The following is a 14511-nucleotide window of genomic DNA, read 5'->3' as shown; positions in this document are numbered from 1 at the left end:
GGGTGCGAAACATTTACATCGTCGGGGCATCATACGGCGATGTACCAATGGCCGCCGCGTGCGGCCGGCCCGGTGGGTCGGGCGGAGGAGTTTCGTGCAGGGTTTTAAGCTAAATCGGCCTCTGACGCTTATGGGGCGTGCGCTGGCAGCTTCTCTTTTGATAGTGTTTTGCACGGCGCAGGCGCCCGTGGCTCTGGCGCAGTCCCAGCTGCCCATGATGGGCGACGGGGCCGAGATGACGACCAGCGCCGAGCGCCAGCTGGGCGACCGCATCATCCGCGAGCTGTACCGCGACCCGGACTACATCGACGACGCGGTGTTGCAGGAATACGTGCAGGACCTGTTCCAGGCGCTGGTGCAGGCGGCCCGGGAGCGCGGCGAGCTCTCGCCCGAGCTGCAGGAGCGCTTTGCCTGGCAGATCCTGCTGGGCCGCGACCGCACGGTGAACGCGTTCGCGCTGCCTGGCGGCTACTTCGGCGTGCACCTGGGGCTGATTGGCGTGGTGAGCACGCGCGACGAGCTGGCCTCGGTGCTGGCGCACGAGCTCAGCCACGTGACTCAGCGCCATATCGCGCGCCTGATGGCGCAGCAGGGCCGGCAGACGCCGCTGATGCTCGGCGCGATGATCCTGGGCGCGCTGGCTGCAGCCAAGAACCCGGCCGCGGCCCAGGCGATGATGGTGGGCGGCCAGGCGCTGGCGGTGCAGAACCAGCTCAACTTCTCGCGCGACATGGAGCGCGAGGCCGATCGCGTGGGTTTCGGCCTGATGCAGCCCGCGGGCTTTGCACCCCAGGGCTTCGTCGGCATGTTCGACAAGCTGCAGCAGGCCAACCGCATCAACGACAACGGCAGCTGGCCCTATCTGCGCAGCCACCCGCTGACCACGCAGCGCATCGCCGACATGCACAGCCGCGTTCCGCAGGGCGCGGCGGCGCCCGCCCCCGCGACGCTGCAGCACCTGATGATGGCCGCGCGCGCGCGCGTGCTGATGCGCCCCGGTGTGGACACCTGGCGCCAGTGGGTGGCCGAGCCGCAGGACGCGGGCTTCGCTGCGCGCCCCCTCGCGCAGCGCGTGCCGGCCTGGTATGCGGCCACGCTCGCCGCCGTGCAGCTGGGCGACATGGCGGCCGCGCGCCAGTGCCTGCGCGGCCTGCAGGCGGACGTGCGCGGTGACGCGGCCGCGGCGCGCCAGGCACGGCTGCTGGGCGCGGAGCTGGAACTGGCCGCGGGCGACGCGCCGGCGGCCTTGACCTACCTGCAGGACAGCGTGGTGGCGGGTGCGGAGAAGAAGGCGGGCGCGCCCATGGGTCGGCCCGAAATGCTGCTGCGCACGCAGGCGCTGCTGCGCACGGGCGCCGCGGCCGATATGGCGGGGCTGCTGCAGACCTGGGTGACAAGCCACCCAGGCGACGCGACGGCGTGGCAGCTGCTGGCGCAGGTGTGGCAGCAGCAGAAGCAGCCGCTGCGCGCCGTACGCGCCGAGGCCGAGGCCCAGGTGGCGCGCTACGACTATGCCGCCGCGGTGGACCGCTTCAAGGCGGGGCAGGACCTGGCGCGGCGCGGCGGCGTGGCGGCCGACCACATTGAGGCTTCGATCATCGACACGCGGCTGCGCGCCGTGCAGTCACTTCTGAAGGAACAGGCCGCCGAGCGCTGATTCGATCACCATGCCCAGCAGCGAATAGATCAGCGAGCCGATCAGTGCTGCCGTGAAGCCATGCACCTGGAAGCCCTCGCCCAGCACCGAGGCGGCGGCCCAGAACATGAGGGCGTTGATGACGAACAGGAACAGCCCGATGGTGACGATGGTCACCGGCAGCGTGAGGATCACCAGCACCGGCCGCAGCACCGCGTTGAACAGCCCGATGACGAAGGCGGCCAGCAGCGCGGAGCCGAAGCTGTGCACCTCCACGCCGCTGTAGAGGTATGCCACGCAAAGCAGGGCAGCCGCGCTCAGCAGCCATTTGAGCAGTAGTCGCATAGGCGGCCAGCATAGCACCAGCCCCGCTCGGACGGGATGTGTGCCCGCGCCCTTGCGCGATTGATCAGTGGATGTGATCAGTCGGCGAGCCAAAAGTATTGGCCTTGCAGCATTGGCATTCCTACGATGCCCGCACGACACAACTACTTGGGATTCGAATGAGTCGAGCGCTACCCCTGGCAGGGATACGGATCGTGGATATGTGCAACGTGGTGATGGGGCCTTACGCCACGCAGATACTTGCCCAGTACGGCGCGGACGTCGTCAAGGTCGAGCCCCCGGAAGGGGACGATGCACGGCGTACCGGCGCCCTGCATGAGCCGAACATGGCCTCGCTGTTTCTTGGCGTCAATCGGGGCAAGCGCAGCGTGGTCCTCGACCTGAAGAGCCCGTACGCCAGATCCTATCTGGAGTCCCTGGTCCGCGATGCGGACGTCCTCGTGCACAACATCCGGCCGCAGAAGCTGAATGTGCTGGGCATCGATCCTGAAAGCGTGATGCGGACAACCCCCCGCATCGTTTACGCGATGCTGACCGGCTTTGGACAATCGGGTCCCTATGGCGGCCGGCCGGCGTCATCCAGGGAATGTCGGGGCTGGCGGAGCTGAGCGCCCGCCATTGCGGTGGGCAGCCGCGCTACATGCCCACCATTGCCGCGGACAAGACAGTAGGCATATTGGCGGCAAGCGCCATCCTCGCGGCATTGATGAAGCAGCAGCGCGAAGGCGTGGGCAGCGTGGTGGAAGTCCCCATGTTCGAGTCCATGGTGGCCTACAGCCTCGTGGAGCACATGCACGGCGCGCATTTTCACGGCGGCGATGGGCCGATGGGTTATCCGAGGGCGCTGGCGCCGTGGAGGAAGCCATTTTCCACGCGGGATGGCTACGTCTGCGTGATGCCGTATACCGACCGCCATTGGCAGGGCCTGCTCAATCGTCTCGGCAGCCCCGAACTTGCGGCGGATCCGCGCTTTTGCAACATCGTGCAGCGCAGCCTGCATTCCGATTACGTGTACCGGACGCTGGGCTCCCTGCTCGCCAGTCACGCCACCAACGCCATCCTGGCCATCTTGGCGGAGCTCGAAACCATGGTATCGAGCATGCTCACGCTGATGCCCCAGGTGAGCGCCGGCCGCGTGCGGCCGCTGGCGGTGACCAGCCTCAAGCGCGCAGAGATCGCCCCGAACATTCCCACCGTCGCCGAGGCCGGGCTGCCCGGCTACAGCGCCAGCACGTGGTACGGCTTGTTTGCCCCCGCCGGAGTGCCCCAGGACGTCGTGCAGCGGCTGGCCGATGCCATGGAGACGGTGCTCAAGGACAAGGACGTGCAGGCCAAGCTCGCGGCGCAGGGCCTGAGCATGGTGCCAGAAGTCAACAGTCCGGCGGCTTTCGGTGCCTACGTGCAGACAGAGGCGCAGAAATGGCAAAGTGTCGTCCAGGCCGCCGGCATCTCAGCCGATTAGTTCTGCTTGGGAGGGCCCGCGGCGTTCCATCGAGCGCGTATGAACCTTCGGCAGCTGCAGCATTTCGTCGTCCTGGGAGAGGTCCTGAATTTCCGCAAGGCGGCGGACAAGCTCCATATCGTCCAGCCGGCGCTGACGGCATCCATCCGCCGGCTTGAAAGCGAGTTCGGCGTCGACCTGTTCGAGCGGACCACGCGGGACGTGAAGCTGTCGGCCGCGGGCCGCGCCGCGCTGCCCGAAGTCAAAAGGGCCCTTCAACAGATGGATCGGGCCCGGCGCAATGCCAAGGCCACCCAGACCGGGGAATGGGGTGCGCTGAGGGTCGGATTCGTGGGCTCCGCGAGCATGGCCTTGCTGCCCGCGGGCATCAGGGCCTTCCGGACCAGGTTCCCCGATGTGGTCCTGGGCCTGCAGGAGTCCACGGGAAGCCGCATCGTGGACCTGATCGACAACGGCCAGATGGACGTCGGCCTCATCCGTACGCCTGCCGTCAACAACCGTGGCTTGACCATCCATACGCTCCAGACCCAGCGCTTCATGGTGGTCATCCCGCGCGGCAGCGAGTGGGAGCCTGCGAGAAATACGAAGAAGGTGAGGCTGCAGGACCTGGCCAATGCGCCCTTCATCACTTTTTCGCGCGACGAATCGCCCATGCTTTACCTGGCCGTGGTGAGCGTATGCCGGGAAGCCGGGTTTACGCCGAACATCGTGCAGGAGGCGATACAGGTGCAGACCGTCGTGACACTGGTGGAAAGCGGCTTGGGCGTGGGGCTTGTCCCCTCGGTGTGCGCGCAGCACAAACCTGCAAATGCGTCCTTTTTCGAGCTTGCGAAACAGACGCCGGCCTGTGCGACGGGGCTGGCGCTGGTCTACAACGCCGGCAGCCTTTCACCCGTGGGCCGAAGATTCGTCCAGACGCTGTCGGAGCTGGCGGAGCAGGACGGCCCCGCCCCCGTGTGAATTAATCTGCGAACAGGAACAGCAGGCCCAGGCTGGTCAGCGAGCCGGGCACGGACCAGCGGCGTGCCGGCTTGCGGGTGACGATGGGCGCGGTGTTTGCGGCGGGTGGCTGCGGCGCCTCCTGCGGTTCCAGCTTGGGCCGGCGTGCGTCCAGCACCGGGGTGTGGGCGCCATGCTCGGCCAGCAGCTGGGTCAGCAGTTCGGGCAGCGGCCCCTTGGCCAGCACCGTGCTCACCCGGTTGCCGGCGCCGCCCAGCCAGGGCTGCAGCTGCGCGAACAGCTTGTCGGCCCATTTGGCGCGCCAGTTCTCGCGCGCGCTGTGGCTCACCCATTTGCTGATGCGGTGGGTCATGCGCGGCGCGCAGGCCACCAGCACCCAGTGGGTGTTGGCGGCCGCGGAGCGCACGGCCATGGATTCCAGCTTCTGCCGCGCGTAGTCGGCGTCGTCCACGTACACGATGACCTTGTCCATGGCTGCGCTCCTGTGGGCCTGGCTGCCTGCCCGGTCAGCCTTGCTGGACGGGAGCGGCCTTACCGCGCTGGCTGGCGATGGCCTTGCCGATGGCCAGCACCAGCAGGGCGCCCGCCACGCAGGCGGCGTAGTGCACCGTGCCGCTCTGCGGCAGCTTGAACATCCACTGCCACCTGTCGGGGTTGGCCAGGGCGGGGTCGGAGACCAGCATGCCGCCGGCGATCCAGCCCAGCAGCATGCCGCCGCCCGTGATGATCAGGGGGAAGCGTTCCATGAGCTTGATGACCAGCTGGCTGCCCCAGACGATGATGGGGATGGAGATGAGCAGGCCCAGCACCACCAGCAGGACCTGGTGCTCGCCCGAGTTTTGCGCCGCGCCGGCGATGGCGATCACGTTGTCCACGCTCATCACCAAGTCGGCCACGATGATGGTCTTGATGGCCGCGAGCAGCTTGTCGCTGCCCGCCACGTCGCTGTGGCCTTCCTCGTCGGGGGCGATGAGCTTCACGCCGATCCACACCAGCAGCAGCGCGCCCACCACCTTGAGGAACGGCAGGTTCAGCAAGGTCATCGCGAAGACGATGAGGATCACGCGCAGGATGATGGCGCCCGCAGTGCCGTAGATGATGCCCTTGGTGCGCTGCACAGTCGGCAGCTTGCGGCAGGCCAGGGCGATCACGACCGCGTTGTCACCACCGAGCAGGATGTCGATGATGATGATCTGTCCCAGCGCGATCCAGAACGGCGTGTGGGTGAGAAAGTCCAAATCCATAGTGTGCGTACCTCGAAGTCGATTGCCGGTTCGGGGGAATCCGGCGGCGTCTGAATACCGGACACCATGGAGGGTGTTGAGCGACTGCCTGCGAACAAGGGGGACTTGCCTGCAGGAAAAGGGGCACGCTTTGAACCGACCATGGAGTGGCTGTGGCTCAAAGGTCTTGCTCGGCGGCGGCGGTGGCCACGCCTGGCAGGCCGGAAGCACAAGGCTTCGTATTGACGACCTGTCATCCGTTTGCACGTGGCGCTGACGCAAGGCCTGGTGCAAACGGGGAGCTACTCCCCTTTGAAGGGCGCGATTTAAGCATGTTTCCCGGTCCTTGCAAAGGGTGGTTTTTCCGCGTAGCCATGGCCGGACTATCATGGCCGCCCCGTCTTGCTTCCCGCGCCCACCGCCCGCGCATGCCGTCCGCCATCCACATCACCGACATCGAGGCAGCCATCAACCACTGGCGCGCCCGCGCGCCCTCGCCCGACGGCGTGGCGCTGGCGCCCGAGCTCGTGGCCCTGGCCGAGGTCTACGGGCGCATGGTGTTCATGCGCGCCGACGAGGTGGGCGAGGAGCAGCTCGCGCCCCTGGCGCGGGCCGCCTGGCTGGTCTGGTACGAGACCACGCCCGACACGCCGTGCATCGCCATCTGCTCCACGAGCCAGGGCGACGCCTGGTGCAAGGGCTGCGGGCGCAGCTTTGCCGAGGTGCAGCATTGGCTGGAGATGAGCCCCGCGGACAAGCGTGCCGTGTGGCGCCGCATCACGCGCGAAGGCAAGGCACTGCGCTTCACGCGCTATGCCGAGCGCGCGCTCTGACGCGCTTTACGGGCAGCCGCACCGCGGCTATGGTGGCGCCATGCTGCGTCTGACCCAGGCCCCCGACATCGCCATGGCCATGCTGTGGCGCGACCTGCTGTGCGAGGCCGGCATGCCCGCCAGCGTGCAGCGCCAGCACCTGGGCGCGGCTGCGGGCCAGCTGCCGCCCGGCGAATGCCTGCCCGAGATCTGGCTGGCGCACGAGGAACATGCCGAGCGGGCCCGCGCCCTGCTGCGCGAGTTCGAACGGCTGCCCCAGCGCCAGTGGCTTTGCCGCGCCTGCGGAGAGTGCATAGAGGGCGGCTTCGAGCAGTGCTGGAACTGCGGCGCATGCATGCCGCGCTGACGTAGAGCGTGTTCAAGGTCTTTTCATGGTGCCCGCAAGGCAGCAAAAGGCCGCAATCTAGGCGCGCGCCGCAGCCCATGCTGGCGGCCGGGCAAGGCGGGCAACGACGAGTGCGGCCTTTTGCTGCCTTGCCCGCAGGGTTGCTCCGAAAAGGCAGCGTCTGCGGCGTTGCAAATCCTCGCCGGGCCACCAGCCCGGCTGCGGTTTGCGTCTTGCATCCACTGCCTTTTCGGAGCAACGGGCACCATGAAAAGACCTTGAACACGCTCTTATTTCCAGCGCAGCGGCTCCACGTGCACGCTGCCGCGCTGGCTGCTGAGGGTCAGCGCGCCTTCCTGGATCGTGGCCTGCAGCTGCATGCTGCGTTCGGCCAGCTGGGCGAGCTGCTGCACCGCGTCGGCCGGCAGGCGCCAGACCTGCAGTTTGTCCAGGCGCGACAGTTTGGATTCGATGCCCTTCCACCACACCTCGGCCGCGTGGTGGAACGCGTAGACCACCACCGCGTCGGCGCGGCTCGCGGCCTTGGAGAGGGGCTTGTCCTCGGGCTGGCCGACCTCGATCCACAGGCGCTTGCGGCCCGTGAAGTCGGTCAGCGACACGTCGGGGTCGTCGGGGTCCGACAGGCCCGCGCCGAAGGCGAGCGTGCCGTCGCCGCGGCAGATGTCCTGCAGCTCGTGCGCCTGCAGCGCCAGCGCGGCCAGGCGCACCATCATGCGTTCGTCGGTCTCGCTCGGGTGGCGCGCCAGGGTCAGCGCGTGGTCGGCGTAGTAGCCGTGGTCGATGTCGGCGATCGCGAGGTTCGCCTTGAAGATGGTCGATTTGAGCGCCATTGCTCTCTTATTTTTGTAGCTACCAGCGATTGCTGAGTAAGCGTTGGAGGCCGAAAATTCTTATAACTCTCAGACCCTGCGCGCGAGCTCGGCGGCCTTGCCGGTGTAGCTCGCGGGCGTCATGGCCAGCAGGCGGTCCTTGTCGGCCTGGGGAATGGCGAGGCCCTGGATCAGGCCGTGCAGCGCCTCGGGCGTGACGGCCTGGCCGCGCGTGACCTCCTTGAGCTTTTCGTACGCGCCCGCCACGCCGTAGCGGCGCATGACGGTCTGTATGGGCTCGGCCAGCACTTCCCAGCTCGCATCCAGGTCGGCGGCCAGGGTCTGCTCGTTGAGTTCGAGCTTGCCCAGACCCGTCATCAGCGAGCTGTGGGCCAGCGCCGTGTAGCCCAGGGCCACGCCGATGTTGCGCAGCACGGTGGAATCGGTCAGGTCGCGCTGCCAGCGGGAGACGGGGAGCTTTTCCGCCAGGTGCCGCAGGAGCGCGTTGGCCAGGCCCAGGTTGCCCTCGGCGTTCTCGAAGTCGATGGGGTTGACCTTGTGCGGCATGGTGGAGGAGCCGATTTCGCCCGCCTTGAGCTTCTGCTTGAAGTAGCCCAGGCTCACGTAGCCCCAGATGTCGCGCGACAGGTCCACCAGGATGGTGTTGGAGCGCGAGATGGCGTCGAACAGCTCGGCCATATAGTCGTGCGGCTCGATCTGGATACTGTAGGGCTGGAACGTGAGGCCCAGGCCCATCGGCTCGTGCGTCTCGACGACCTTCTTGCTGAACGCCTCCCAGTCGAAGTCGGGCCAGGCAGCCAGGTGGGCGTTGTAGTTGCCCACGGCGCCGTTCATCTTGGCCAGGATCTTCACGGCCGCGATGCGCTCCACGGCGCCCTGCAGGCGCACGACCACGTTGGCCAGCTCCTTGCCCACCGTGGTGGGGCTGGCGGTCTGGCCGTGGGTGCGGCTGAGCATGGGCACATCCGCGAAGGCGCGGGCCATCTCGCGCAGCTTCAGCACGATGCGGTCCAGGCCCGGCAGGATGACCTGGTCGCGGCCCGCGCGGATCTGCAGCGCGTGGCTGGTGTTGTTGATGTCCTCGCTGGTGCAAGCGAAGTGCACGAACTCGGCGGCCTTCTCCAGTTCGGGGCGGGCCTCGAACTTGGACTTGATCCAGTACTCCACGGCCTTCACGTCGTGGTTGGTGGTCTTCTCGATGTCCTTGATGGCCGCACAGTCGGCCTCGCTGAAGTTCTTCACCAGGCCCAGCAGGTAGGCGCGCGCGCCGGTGGACAGGGGCTTGAATTCGTCGAAACCCGCGTCCGACAGCGCGATGAACCAGGCCACCTCCACCTGCACGCGCCGGTGCATGTAGCCGTATTCGCTCATGATGGGGCGCAGGGCGGAGAGTTTGGCGGCGTAGCGGCCGTCGAGGGGGGATAGGGCGGTGATGGTGGACAGGCTCATGGGGGCGATTGTAGGTGTGCGCCCTCGCGGGCGAATGGCCCGGGCCTCGCTAGAATCAGCCGCCCACCCATCCCACAAGCCGCATGCGGCGCGAAGACAGGCAGAGACCACCATGAAGCTGATCGGATCTATGGCGAGCCCCTATGTGCGCAAGGTGCGCGTGGTGATGGCCGAGAAAAAGCTCGACTACCGCTTCCAGGAGGACAACGTGTGGTCCGATGACACGGCCATCAACGCCTCCAACCCGCTGGGCAAGGTGCCCTGCCTGGTCATGGAGGGGGGCGAGGCCATGTTCGACTCGCGCGTCATCGTGGAATACCTGGACACCCTGTCCCCCGTGGGCAAGCTCATCCCCGCCTCGGGCCGCGAGCGCGCCGAGGTCAAGACCTGGGAGGCGCTGGCCGATGGCGTGCTGGACGCCGGCGTGCTGGCGCGGCTGGAGGCCACCTGGGCCGGCCGCCAGGACGGCGAGCGTTGCCAGGCCTGGATAGACCGCCAGTTGGGCAAGGTGCGCACGGGCCTCTCGGCCATGAGCCAGGGCCTGGGCGAGAAGGCCTATTGCAGCGGCATCCACCTGAGCCTGTCGGACATCGCCGTGGGCTGCGCTCTGGGCTGGCTGGAGTTCCGCTTCCCGCAGATCGCCTGGCGCGCCGACCACCCCAACCTGGGCCGGCTGATGGACAAGCTGATGCAGCGCCAGAGCTTCATCGACACCCAGCCGCGCTGATCCCCACACGCAAGAAAGCGCGCCTTCCCGGGGGAAGCGCGCGCCTTGCTGCGGAATAAAAAATGTTGCGAAGCGCCCCGAAACGAAAGAAGAGAGGGAGGGAGGAGAAGCGCCCCAGGGTTGCAGCCAGGCAGGGCCTGGAAGACTTCGCAACGATCAAAACGGTTCGAGGGCCGGGCATCGAGCTTCACGGCCTTCTGGATTTCTAGAGTGGGGGTGTGCGCCGAAAGTTCCAGCCCCTTTCCACGAATTTTCAAAAAAATACGGTTGCAAACACCAGCAACGCACGCGATGCGTGCTGTTTTCGCAGAACGTGGCGGGTTGCATGTTACTGCCTGTTTTTTGTGCAAGGCCGTTATCGTGCCGGCGGGTGGCAGCAAGGCGGCATGGGTTTCACCTTGTTGCGTTCTGGTGCCTCAGGCGGCGCAGCCATTGCTCGAAGTCGTCCACGTAGGTGAAGACCGAGGGCACCACGAGCAGGCTGAGCACGGTGGAGGTGATGAGCCCGCCGATCACGGCCACGGCCATGGGGGAGCGGAAGCTCATGTCCGCGCCGCCCAACGCCAGCGCGATGGGCATCATGCCCGCGCCCATGGCCAGCGTGGTCATGATGATGGGGCGCGCGCGCTTGTGGCAGGCGTCCAGCAGCGCGTGGATGCGGTCCATGCCCTGGCGGCGCGCGACGATGGCGTATTCCACGAGCAGGATGGAGTTCTTGGTGGCGATGCCCATGAGCATGATGAGCCCGATGAGGGACGGCATGGAAAAGCTCTTGCCCGCCAGGAGCAGCGCCACGAAGGCCCCGCCCAGTGACAGCGGCAGCGCGGCCAGGATGGTGACGGGCTGCAGCAGGTCCTTGAACAGCAGTACGAGCACGATGTAGATGCAGACCACGCCCGTGAGCATGGCGAGGCCGAAGCTCGCGAACAGCTCGCCCATCATCTCGGCGTCGCCCACGTCGATCAGGCGCACGCTGGCGGGCAGGCCCTGCACGGCGGGCAACTGGCGCACGGCCTCGGTCACCTCGCCCAGGCCCCGGCTGCCCAGCTCGATCTCGAAGTTGACGTTGCGCGAGCGGTCGTAGCGGTTGATCACGGCCGGGCCGCCGGCCACCTCCAGCCGCGCCACCTCGCCCAGCCGCACCGGGCCGCGGCTGCCCGGCACCGCGAGGCGCTCCAGTACCGACAGGTCTTCGCGCGCCGCGTCCTGCAGGCGCACGACGATGGGCACCTGGCGCTGCGCCAGGTTGAGCTTGGGCAGGTACTGCTCGTAGTCGCCCACGGTGGCCACGCGCAGCGTCTCGGCGATGGCCTGCGAGGTCACGCCCAGGTCGGCGGCGCGCGCGAAGTCAGGGTGCACGGCGATCTCGGGGCGCACCAGGCTGGCCGTGGAGCTGACGCCGCCGATGCCGGCGATGGTGCGCAGGTCGCGCTCCACGGCGCGCGCGGCCGTCGCCAGCGCCTGCGGATCCTCGCTGGCCAGGGCCAGGATGTATTTGTCGTTGGAGCCGCCCAGGCCCACCTTCACGCGCACGCCGGGCAGCTGCGCCATGGCGTCGCGCAGGCGCTGCTCTATCTCCTGCTTGCGCGGGCGCTCGCGGCGCGGGTCCATGGTCAGCGTGAGCGTGGCCTTGCGCGGGTCGCCCGTGCCGGCCCCGGCGAACGGGTCGGTGCCGGCCGAGCCGCCGCCTATGGTGGTGTAGATGCGCTGCACGTGGCCCACGTTCATGGCCAGCGCGCCGGCGCGCTGGGCCAGCGCGTGCGTTTCGGCCAGCTTGGTGCCGGGTGGCAGCTCCAGCGTGACCTGGGTCTGGGCGTTGTCGTCGGCCGGTATGAAGCCCGAGGGCAGCAGCGGAATCAGCGCCAGCGAGCCCGCGAAGAACAGCAGCGCGCCCGCCAGGGTCAGCACCCGGTGGCGCAGGCACCAGCCGCTGGCGCGCATGTAGGCAGCGAGCCAGCGCGGCTCGCGCTCCTGCGTCGCCAGGGGCTTGAGCAGGTAGGCCGCCATCATGGGCGTGAGCATGCGCGCCACGACGAGTGAGGCGAACACCGCGAGCGCCGCCGTCCAGCCGAACTGCTTGAAGAAGCGCCCCGCGATGCCGCTCATGAACGCCGTGGGCAGGAACACCGCGATCAGCGTGAACGTGGTGGCGATCACGGCCAGGCCGATCTCGTCGGCCGCCTCCATGGCCGCCTGGTAGGGCGTCTTGCCCATGCGCAGGTGGCGCACGATGTTCTCGACCTCGACGATGGCATCGTCCACCAGGATGCCGACGACCAGCGACAGCGCCAGCAGCGTGATGATGTTGATCGAGAAGCCTAGCAGGTACATGCCGATGAAGGCCGGTATCACCGACAGCGGCAGCGCCACGGCCGAGACGATCGTGGCGCGCCAGTCGCGCAGGAACAGCCACACCACCACCACGGCGAGAATGGCGCCCTCGTACAGCAGGTGCATGGAGCTGTCGTACTCGTCCTGCGCGATCTCCACGAAGTCCACCGTGCGCGTGAGCTGCAGGTGCGGGTGCTCGGCCTGCAGCGCGTCGAGCGCGCGCTGCACGCCCGCGCCCACTTCCACCTCGCTCGCGCCGCGGGCGCGCGAGACCTCGAAACCGATCACCGGCTGCCCGCCCAGCAGCGCCGCCGTGCGCGGCTCGGCCACGGTGTCGCTCACCTGGGCCAGCTGGTCCAGGCGGATGCGGCGCCCGCCCGAGACCGGAATCTCCAGCGCCGCGATCTGCCCGGCCGTCTGCATCGTGGCCAGCGTGCGCAGGGGCTGCTCGGCGCCGCCCAGCTCGGCGCGCCCGCCCGCGCTCTCCAGCTGCACCTGGCGCAGCTGGCGCGAGACCTCGGCCGCCGTCACGCCCAGGGCCTGGAGCCTGAGCGGGTCGAGCGCCACGCGCACCTCGCGCGTGGCCCCGCCCACGCGGCTGACCGCGCCCACGCCGGGCACGGCCAGCAGGCGGCGCGTGAGCTGGTCGTCCACGAACCAGGACAACTCCTGCTCGTCGAGCTTGCTCGACGCGATGGCGAACGCCAGGATGGGCTGGCTGGAGAGCTCCAGCTTGGTGACCACGGGGTCGCGCAGGTCCGCCGGCAGGTCGGCGCGTACGCGCGAGACGGCTGAGCGCACGTCGTCCACCGCCTCCTGCACGGGTTTTTCGAGCTGGTATTCGGCGGCGATGGTGGCCGTGCCGTCCACCAGCGTGGTGGTGATGTGCTTGAGCCGCTGCGTGGTGGCGATGGCGTTCTCGATCTTGCGCGCCACGTCCGATTCGAGCTGCCCCGGCGCCGCGCCCGGCAGCGCGGCCGTGACCATGACCACGGGCAGGTCCATGTCGGGGAAGTTCTGCACCTTCATGGCGCTGAAGGACAGCAGCCCGGCCAGCGTGAGCAGCACGAACAGCATGGCCGCCGGCACGGGGTTCCTGATCGACCAGGCGGAGAAGTTCACGGCTTGCGCTCCTTATTTGGTAGCTGGTGGCGCTTGACGGGACTGTCCTGGAGCCTGTTTTTGCTCAGAACCACCAGCTGCCGTGCGCACCAGGTCGCCGTCGTTCAGGAAGGCGCCGCCCTGCTGCACGATGCGCGCCTCAAGCGACAGGCCCTCGGTGATCTCCACGCGGCCCCCGCTGCGCTGGCCGGTCTGCACGCGGCGCATGGCCACGCGGCCCTGGGCGTCCACCTCGAACACGTAGCTGAACCCGTCGCGCACCACCACGGCCGACAGCGGCACCGAGAGCGCTTCGTGCGCGCCCAGCAGGAACTCGCCGCGCGCGAACATGCCCGCGCGGATGTCGGAGTGCGCGGGCAGATCCACGTAGACCAGCGCGTTGCGCGTCTGCGGATCGACGGTGGGCGCGAGCATGCGCACCCGGCCCTCCACCTGCGCGCCGCTGGCGGCCGTGACCAGTGCCTTGCCGCCCGCGCGCAGGCGCGGCAGGTCGGCGGAGGTGACCTCGGCGCGCCACTCCAGCCGGGCGCGGCGCACCATGCGGAACAGCTCCGTGCCCGCGCCCATCACCGCGCCCACGGTGGCCGTGCGCGCGGAGATCACGCCGGCGTCTGGCGCGAGTACGCGTGTGTGCTTCAGGCGCAGCTCCTGCGCGTCGAGCGCCGCCTGCGCCGCCGCCACGCGCGCCTGCGCCGTCTGCGCGGCCGTGGCGTACTGCTGGATCTGCTGCTGGCTCATGGCGCCCGTGGCGGAGAGGGCCGCCGCGCGGTCGGCATTGGCCTGCGCCTCGGCGGCGGCGGCGCGTGCCTCCAGCAGGCCCGCGCGGGCCTGGGCCGCGTCGGCGCGCACCGTGTCGTCGGCGAACACGGCCAGCACCTGCCCGGCGCGCACCACGTCGCCCACGTTCACGCGCACCTCGGCCAGGCGCAGGCCCGAGACCTCGGCGCCGATGCTCGCCTCCTGCCACGCGGCCACGTTGCCGTTGGCCGCCAGGCGCTTGTGCATGGGGGTGCGCTCGGGCTGCGTCACCGCCACGGTCAGCGCCGGGCGCGGGGCCAGGGCGGGCGCCTCCTGGGCGGCCCTGGCCAGCAGCGTGCCGCCGGCGGCCAGCACGGCCGCGGCGATCAGGGGGGTGAACGGTTTCAGGGACTGCATGGGGAATCCATTGCAATGGAGGATTTCAAGGAGCGGGTGCGGCGGCGCTCTGCACTCCGGCGTCCCGCGGATGGGCGGGCGCACCCATTGGC

At 68.6% G+C, this 14511-nt stretch carries 13 protein-coding genes and 1 pseudogene; 7 read left to right on the top strand and 7 right to left on the bottom strand.

Annotated features, from left to right (window positions below):
- The first annotated feature begins 130 nt into the window (after positions 1-130).
- Positions 131-1657, top strand: coding sequence for a M48 family metalloprotease (locus ALIDE2_RS22800; protein ID WP_013723244.1), 1527 nt, complete (start codon positions 131-133; stop codon positions 1655-1657).
- Here the strand turns inward: ALIDE2_RS22800 and ALIDE2_RS22795 are convergent.
- Entirely contained in the window at positions 1625-1981 is a 357-nt protein-coding gene (locus ALIDE2_RS22795) for a phage holin family protein (protein ID WP_013520998.1), read from the bottom strand. The genes ALIDE2_RS22800 and ALIDE2_RS22795 overlap by 33 nt on opposite strands.
- A gap of 158 nt (positions 1982-2139) precedes the next feature.
- Here ALIDE2_RS22795 and ALIDE2_RS25565 point away from each other — a divergent pair.
- The 3 genes and pseudogenes from ALIDE2_RS25565 to ALIDE2_RS22785 all read left to right on the top strand — a co-directional run.
- Positions 2140-3035 (top strand): annotated as a pseudogene (locus tag ALIDE2_RS25565) (CaiB/BaiF CoA transferase family protein); the annotation flags it as partial.
- Between the two features lie 33 nt (positions 3036-3068).
- Positions 3069-3443, top strand: a complete 375-nt coding sequence (locus ALIDE2_RS25560; RefSeq protein ID WP_013520997.1) for a tripartite tricarboxylate transporter substrate-binding protein — start codon at positions 3069-3071, stop codon at positions 3441-3443.
- Positions 3444-3482: 39 nt separating this feature from the next.
- Positions 3483-4403: a LysR family transcriptional regulator gene (locus ALIDE2_RS22785; protein ID WP_013723243.1), complete on the top strand. Its 921-nt coding sequence runs from the start codon at positions 3483-3485 to the stop codon at positions 4401-4403.
- Position 4404: 1 nt separating this feature from the next.
- Here ALIDE2_RS22785 and ALIDE2_RS22780 read toward each other — a convergent pair whose 3' ends face one another.
- On the bottom strand, positions 4405-4875 hold the full coding sequence (locus ALIDE2_RS22780) for a hypothetical protein (protein WP_013723242.1): 471 nt from the start codon (positions 4873-4875) through the stop codon (positions 4405-4407).
- A 34-nt stretch (positions 4876-4909) separates the two neighbouring features.
- A complete protein-coding gene (locus ALIDE2_RS22775) occupies positions 4910-5647 on the bottom strand; it encodes a TerC family protein (RefSeq protein ID WP_013520994.1) in 738 nt (245 codons plus the stop codon).
- Positions 5648-6054: 407 nt separating this feature from the next.
- Between ALIDE2_RS22775 and ALIDE2_RS22770 the strand changes: the two genes are divergently transcribed.
- On the top strand, positions 6055-6459 hold the full coding sequence (locus tag ALIDE2_RS22770; protein ID WP_013723241.1) for a DUF3717 domain-containing protein: 405 nt from the start codon (positions 6055-6057) through the stop codon (positions 6457-6459).
- 40 nt (positions 6460-6499) lie between these two features.
- The gene (locus tag ALIDE2_RS22765; protein WP_013520992.1) at positions 6500-6805 is read left to right on the top strand and encodes a putative signal transducing protein; all 306 of its coding nucleotides are present in this window, start codon (positions 6500-6502) and stop codon (positions 6803-6805) included.
- A 269-nt stretch (positions 6806-7074) separates the two neighbouring features.
- On the opposite strand, the gene ALIDE2_RS22760 is transcribed toward ALIDE2_RS22765, so the two are convergent.
- Complete coding sequence (locus tag ALIDE2_RS22760; protein ID WP_013520991.1) at positions 7075-7635, bottom strand: YaeQ family protein; 561 nt, start codon at positions 7633-7635, stop codon at positions 7075-7077.
- Positions 7636-7704: 69 nt separating this feature from the next.
- On the bottom strand, positions 7705-9084 hold the full coding sequence (purB, locus tag ALIDE2_RS22755; protein ID WP_013520990.1) for an adenylosuccinate lyase: 1380 nt from the start codon (positions 9082-9084) through the stop codon (positions 7705-7707).
- 112 nt (positions 9085-9196) lie between these two features.
- Here purB and ALIDE2_RS22750 point away from each other — a divergent pair, with 112 nt between their 5' ends.
- Complete coding sequence (locus tag ALIDE2_RS22750) at positions 9197-9811, top strand: glutathione S-transferase N-terminal domain-containing protein (protein WP_013520989.1); 615 nt, start codon at positions 9197-9199, stop codon at positions 9809-9811.
- Between the two features lie 393 nt (positions 9812-10204).
- On the opposite strand, the gene ALIDE2_RS22745 is transcribed toward ALIDE2_RS22750, so the two are convergent.
- Together ALIDE2_RS22745 and ALIDE2_RS22740 are read right to left on the bottom strand one after the other, a co-directional pair.
- Positions 10205-13264 carry an efflux RND transporter permease subunit gene (locus ALIDE2_RS22745; RefSeq protein ID WP_013723240.1) on the bottom strand — a complete coding sequence of 1020 codons (3060 nt, stop codon included), beginning with the start codon at positions 13262-13264 and terminating at the stop codon, positions 10205-10207.
- Positions 13265-13276: 12 nt separating this feature from the next.
- Positions 13277-14419 carry an efflux RND transporter periplasmic adaptor subunit gene (locus ALIDE2_RS22740; protein WP_013723239.1) on the bottom strand — a complete coding sequence of 381 codons (1143 nt, stop codon included), beginning with the start codon at positions 14417-14419 and terminating at the stop codon, positions 13277-13279.
- Between the last annotated feature and the right edge of the window lie 92 nt (positions 14420-14511).

This window comes from Alicycliphilus denitrificans K601, from assembly GCF_000204645.1.
GTDB lineage: Bacteria > Pseudomonadota > Gammaproteobacteria > Burkholderiales > Burkholderiaceae_C > Alicycliphilus > Alicycliphilus denitrificans.
This window is presented reverse-complemented; position numbering and strand designations above follow the sequence as displayed.

What these genes read in the sequence shown, in the direction of transcription:
- ALIDE2_RS22800 (WP_013723244.1), top strand. Translation starts at nt 131, where the DNA reads ATGGGGCGTGCGCTGGCAGCTTCTCTTTTGATAGTGTTTTGCACGGCG.
- ALIDE2_RS22795 (WP_013520998.1), bottom strand. Translation starts at nt 1,981, where the DNA reads ATGCGACTACTGCTCAAATGGCTGCTGAGCGCGGCTGCCCTGCTTTGC.
- ALIDE2_RS25560 (WP_013520997.1), top strand. Translation starts at nt 3,069, where the DNA reads ATGGTATCGAGCATGCTCACGCTGATGCCCCAGGTGAGCGCCGGCCGC.
- ALIDE2_RS22785 (WP_013723243.1), top strand. Translation starts at nt 3,483, where the DNA reads ATGAACCTTCGGCAGCTGCAGCATTTCGTCGTCCTGGGAGAGGTCCTG.
- ALIDE2_RS22780 (WP_013723242.1), bottom strand. Translation starts at nt 4,875, where the DNA reads ATGGACAAGGTCATCGTGTACGTGGACGACGCCGACTACGCGCGGCAG.
- ALIDE2_RS22775 (WP_013520994.1), bottom strand. Translation starts at nt 5,647, where the DNA reads ATGGATTTGGACTTTCTCACCCACACGCCGTTCTGGATCGCGCTGGGA.
- ALIDE2_RS22770 (WP_013723241.1), top strand. Translation starts at nt 6,055, where the DNA reads ATGCCGTCCGCCATCCACATCACCGACATCGAGGCAGCCATCAACCAC.
- ALIDE2_RS22765 (WP_013520992.1), top strand. Translation starts at nt 6,500, where the DNA reads ATGCTGCGTCTGACCCAGGCCCCCGACATCGCCATGGCCATGCTGTGG.
- ALIDE2_RS22760 (WP_013520991.1), bottom strand. Translation starts at nt 7,635, where the DNA reads ATGGCGCTCAAATCGACCATCTTCAAGGCGAACCTCGCGATCGCCGAC.
- purB (WP_013520990.1), bottom strand. Translation starts at nt 9,084, where the DNA reads ATGAGCCTGTCCACCATCACCGCCCTATCCCCCCTCGACGGCCGCTAC.
- ALIDE2_RS22750 (WP_013520989.1), top strand. Translation starts at nt 9,197, where the DNA reads ATGAAGCTGATCGGATCTATGGCGAGCCCCTATGTGCGCAAGGTGCGC.
- ALIDE2_RS22740 (WP_013723239.1), bottom strand. Translation starts at nt 14,419, where the DNA reads ATGCAGTCCCTGAAACCGTTCACCCCCCTGATCGCCGCGGCCGTGCTG.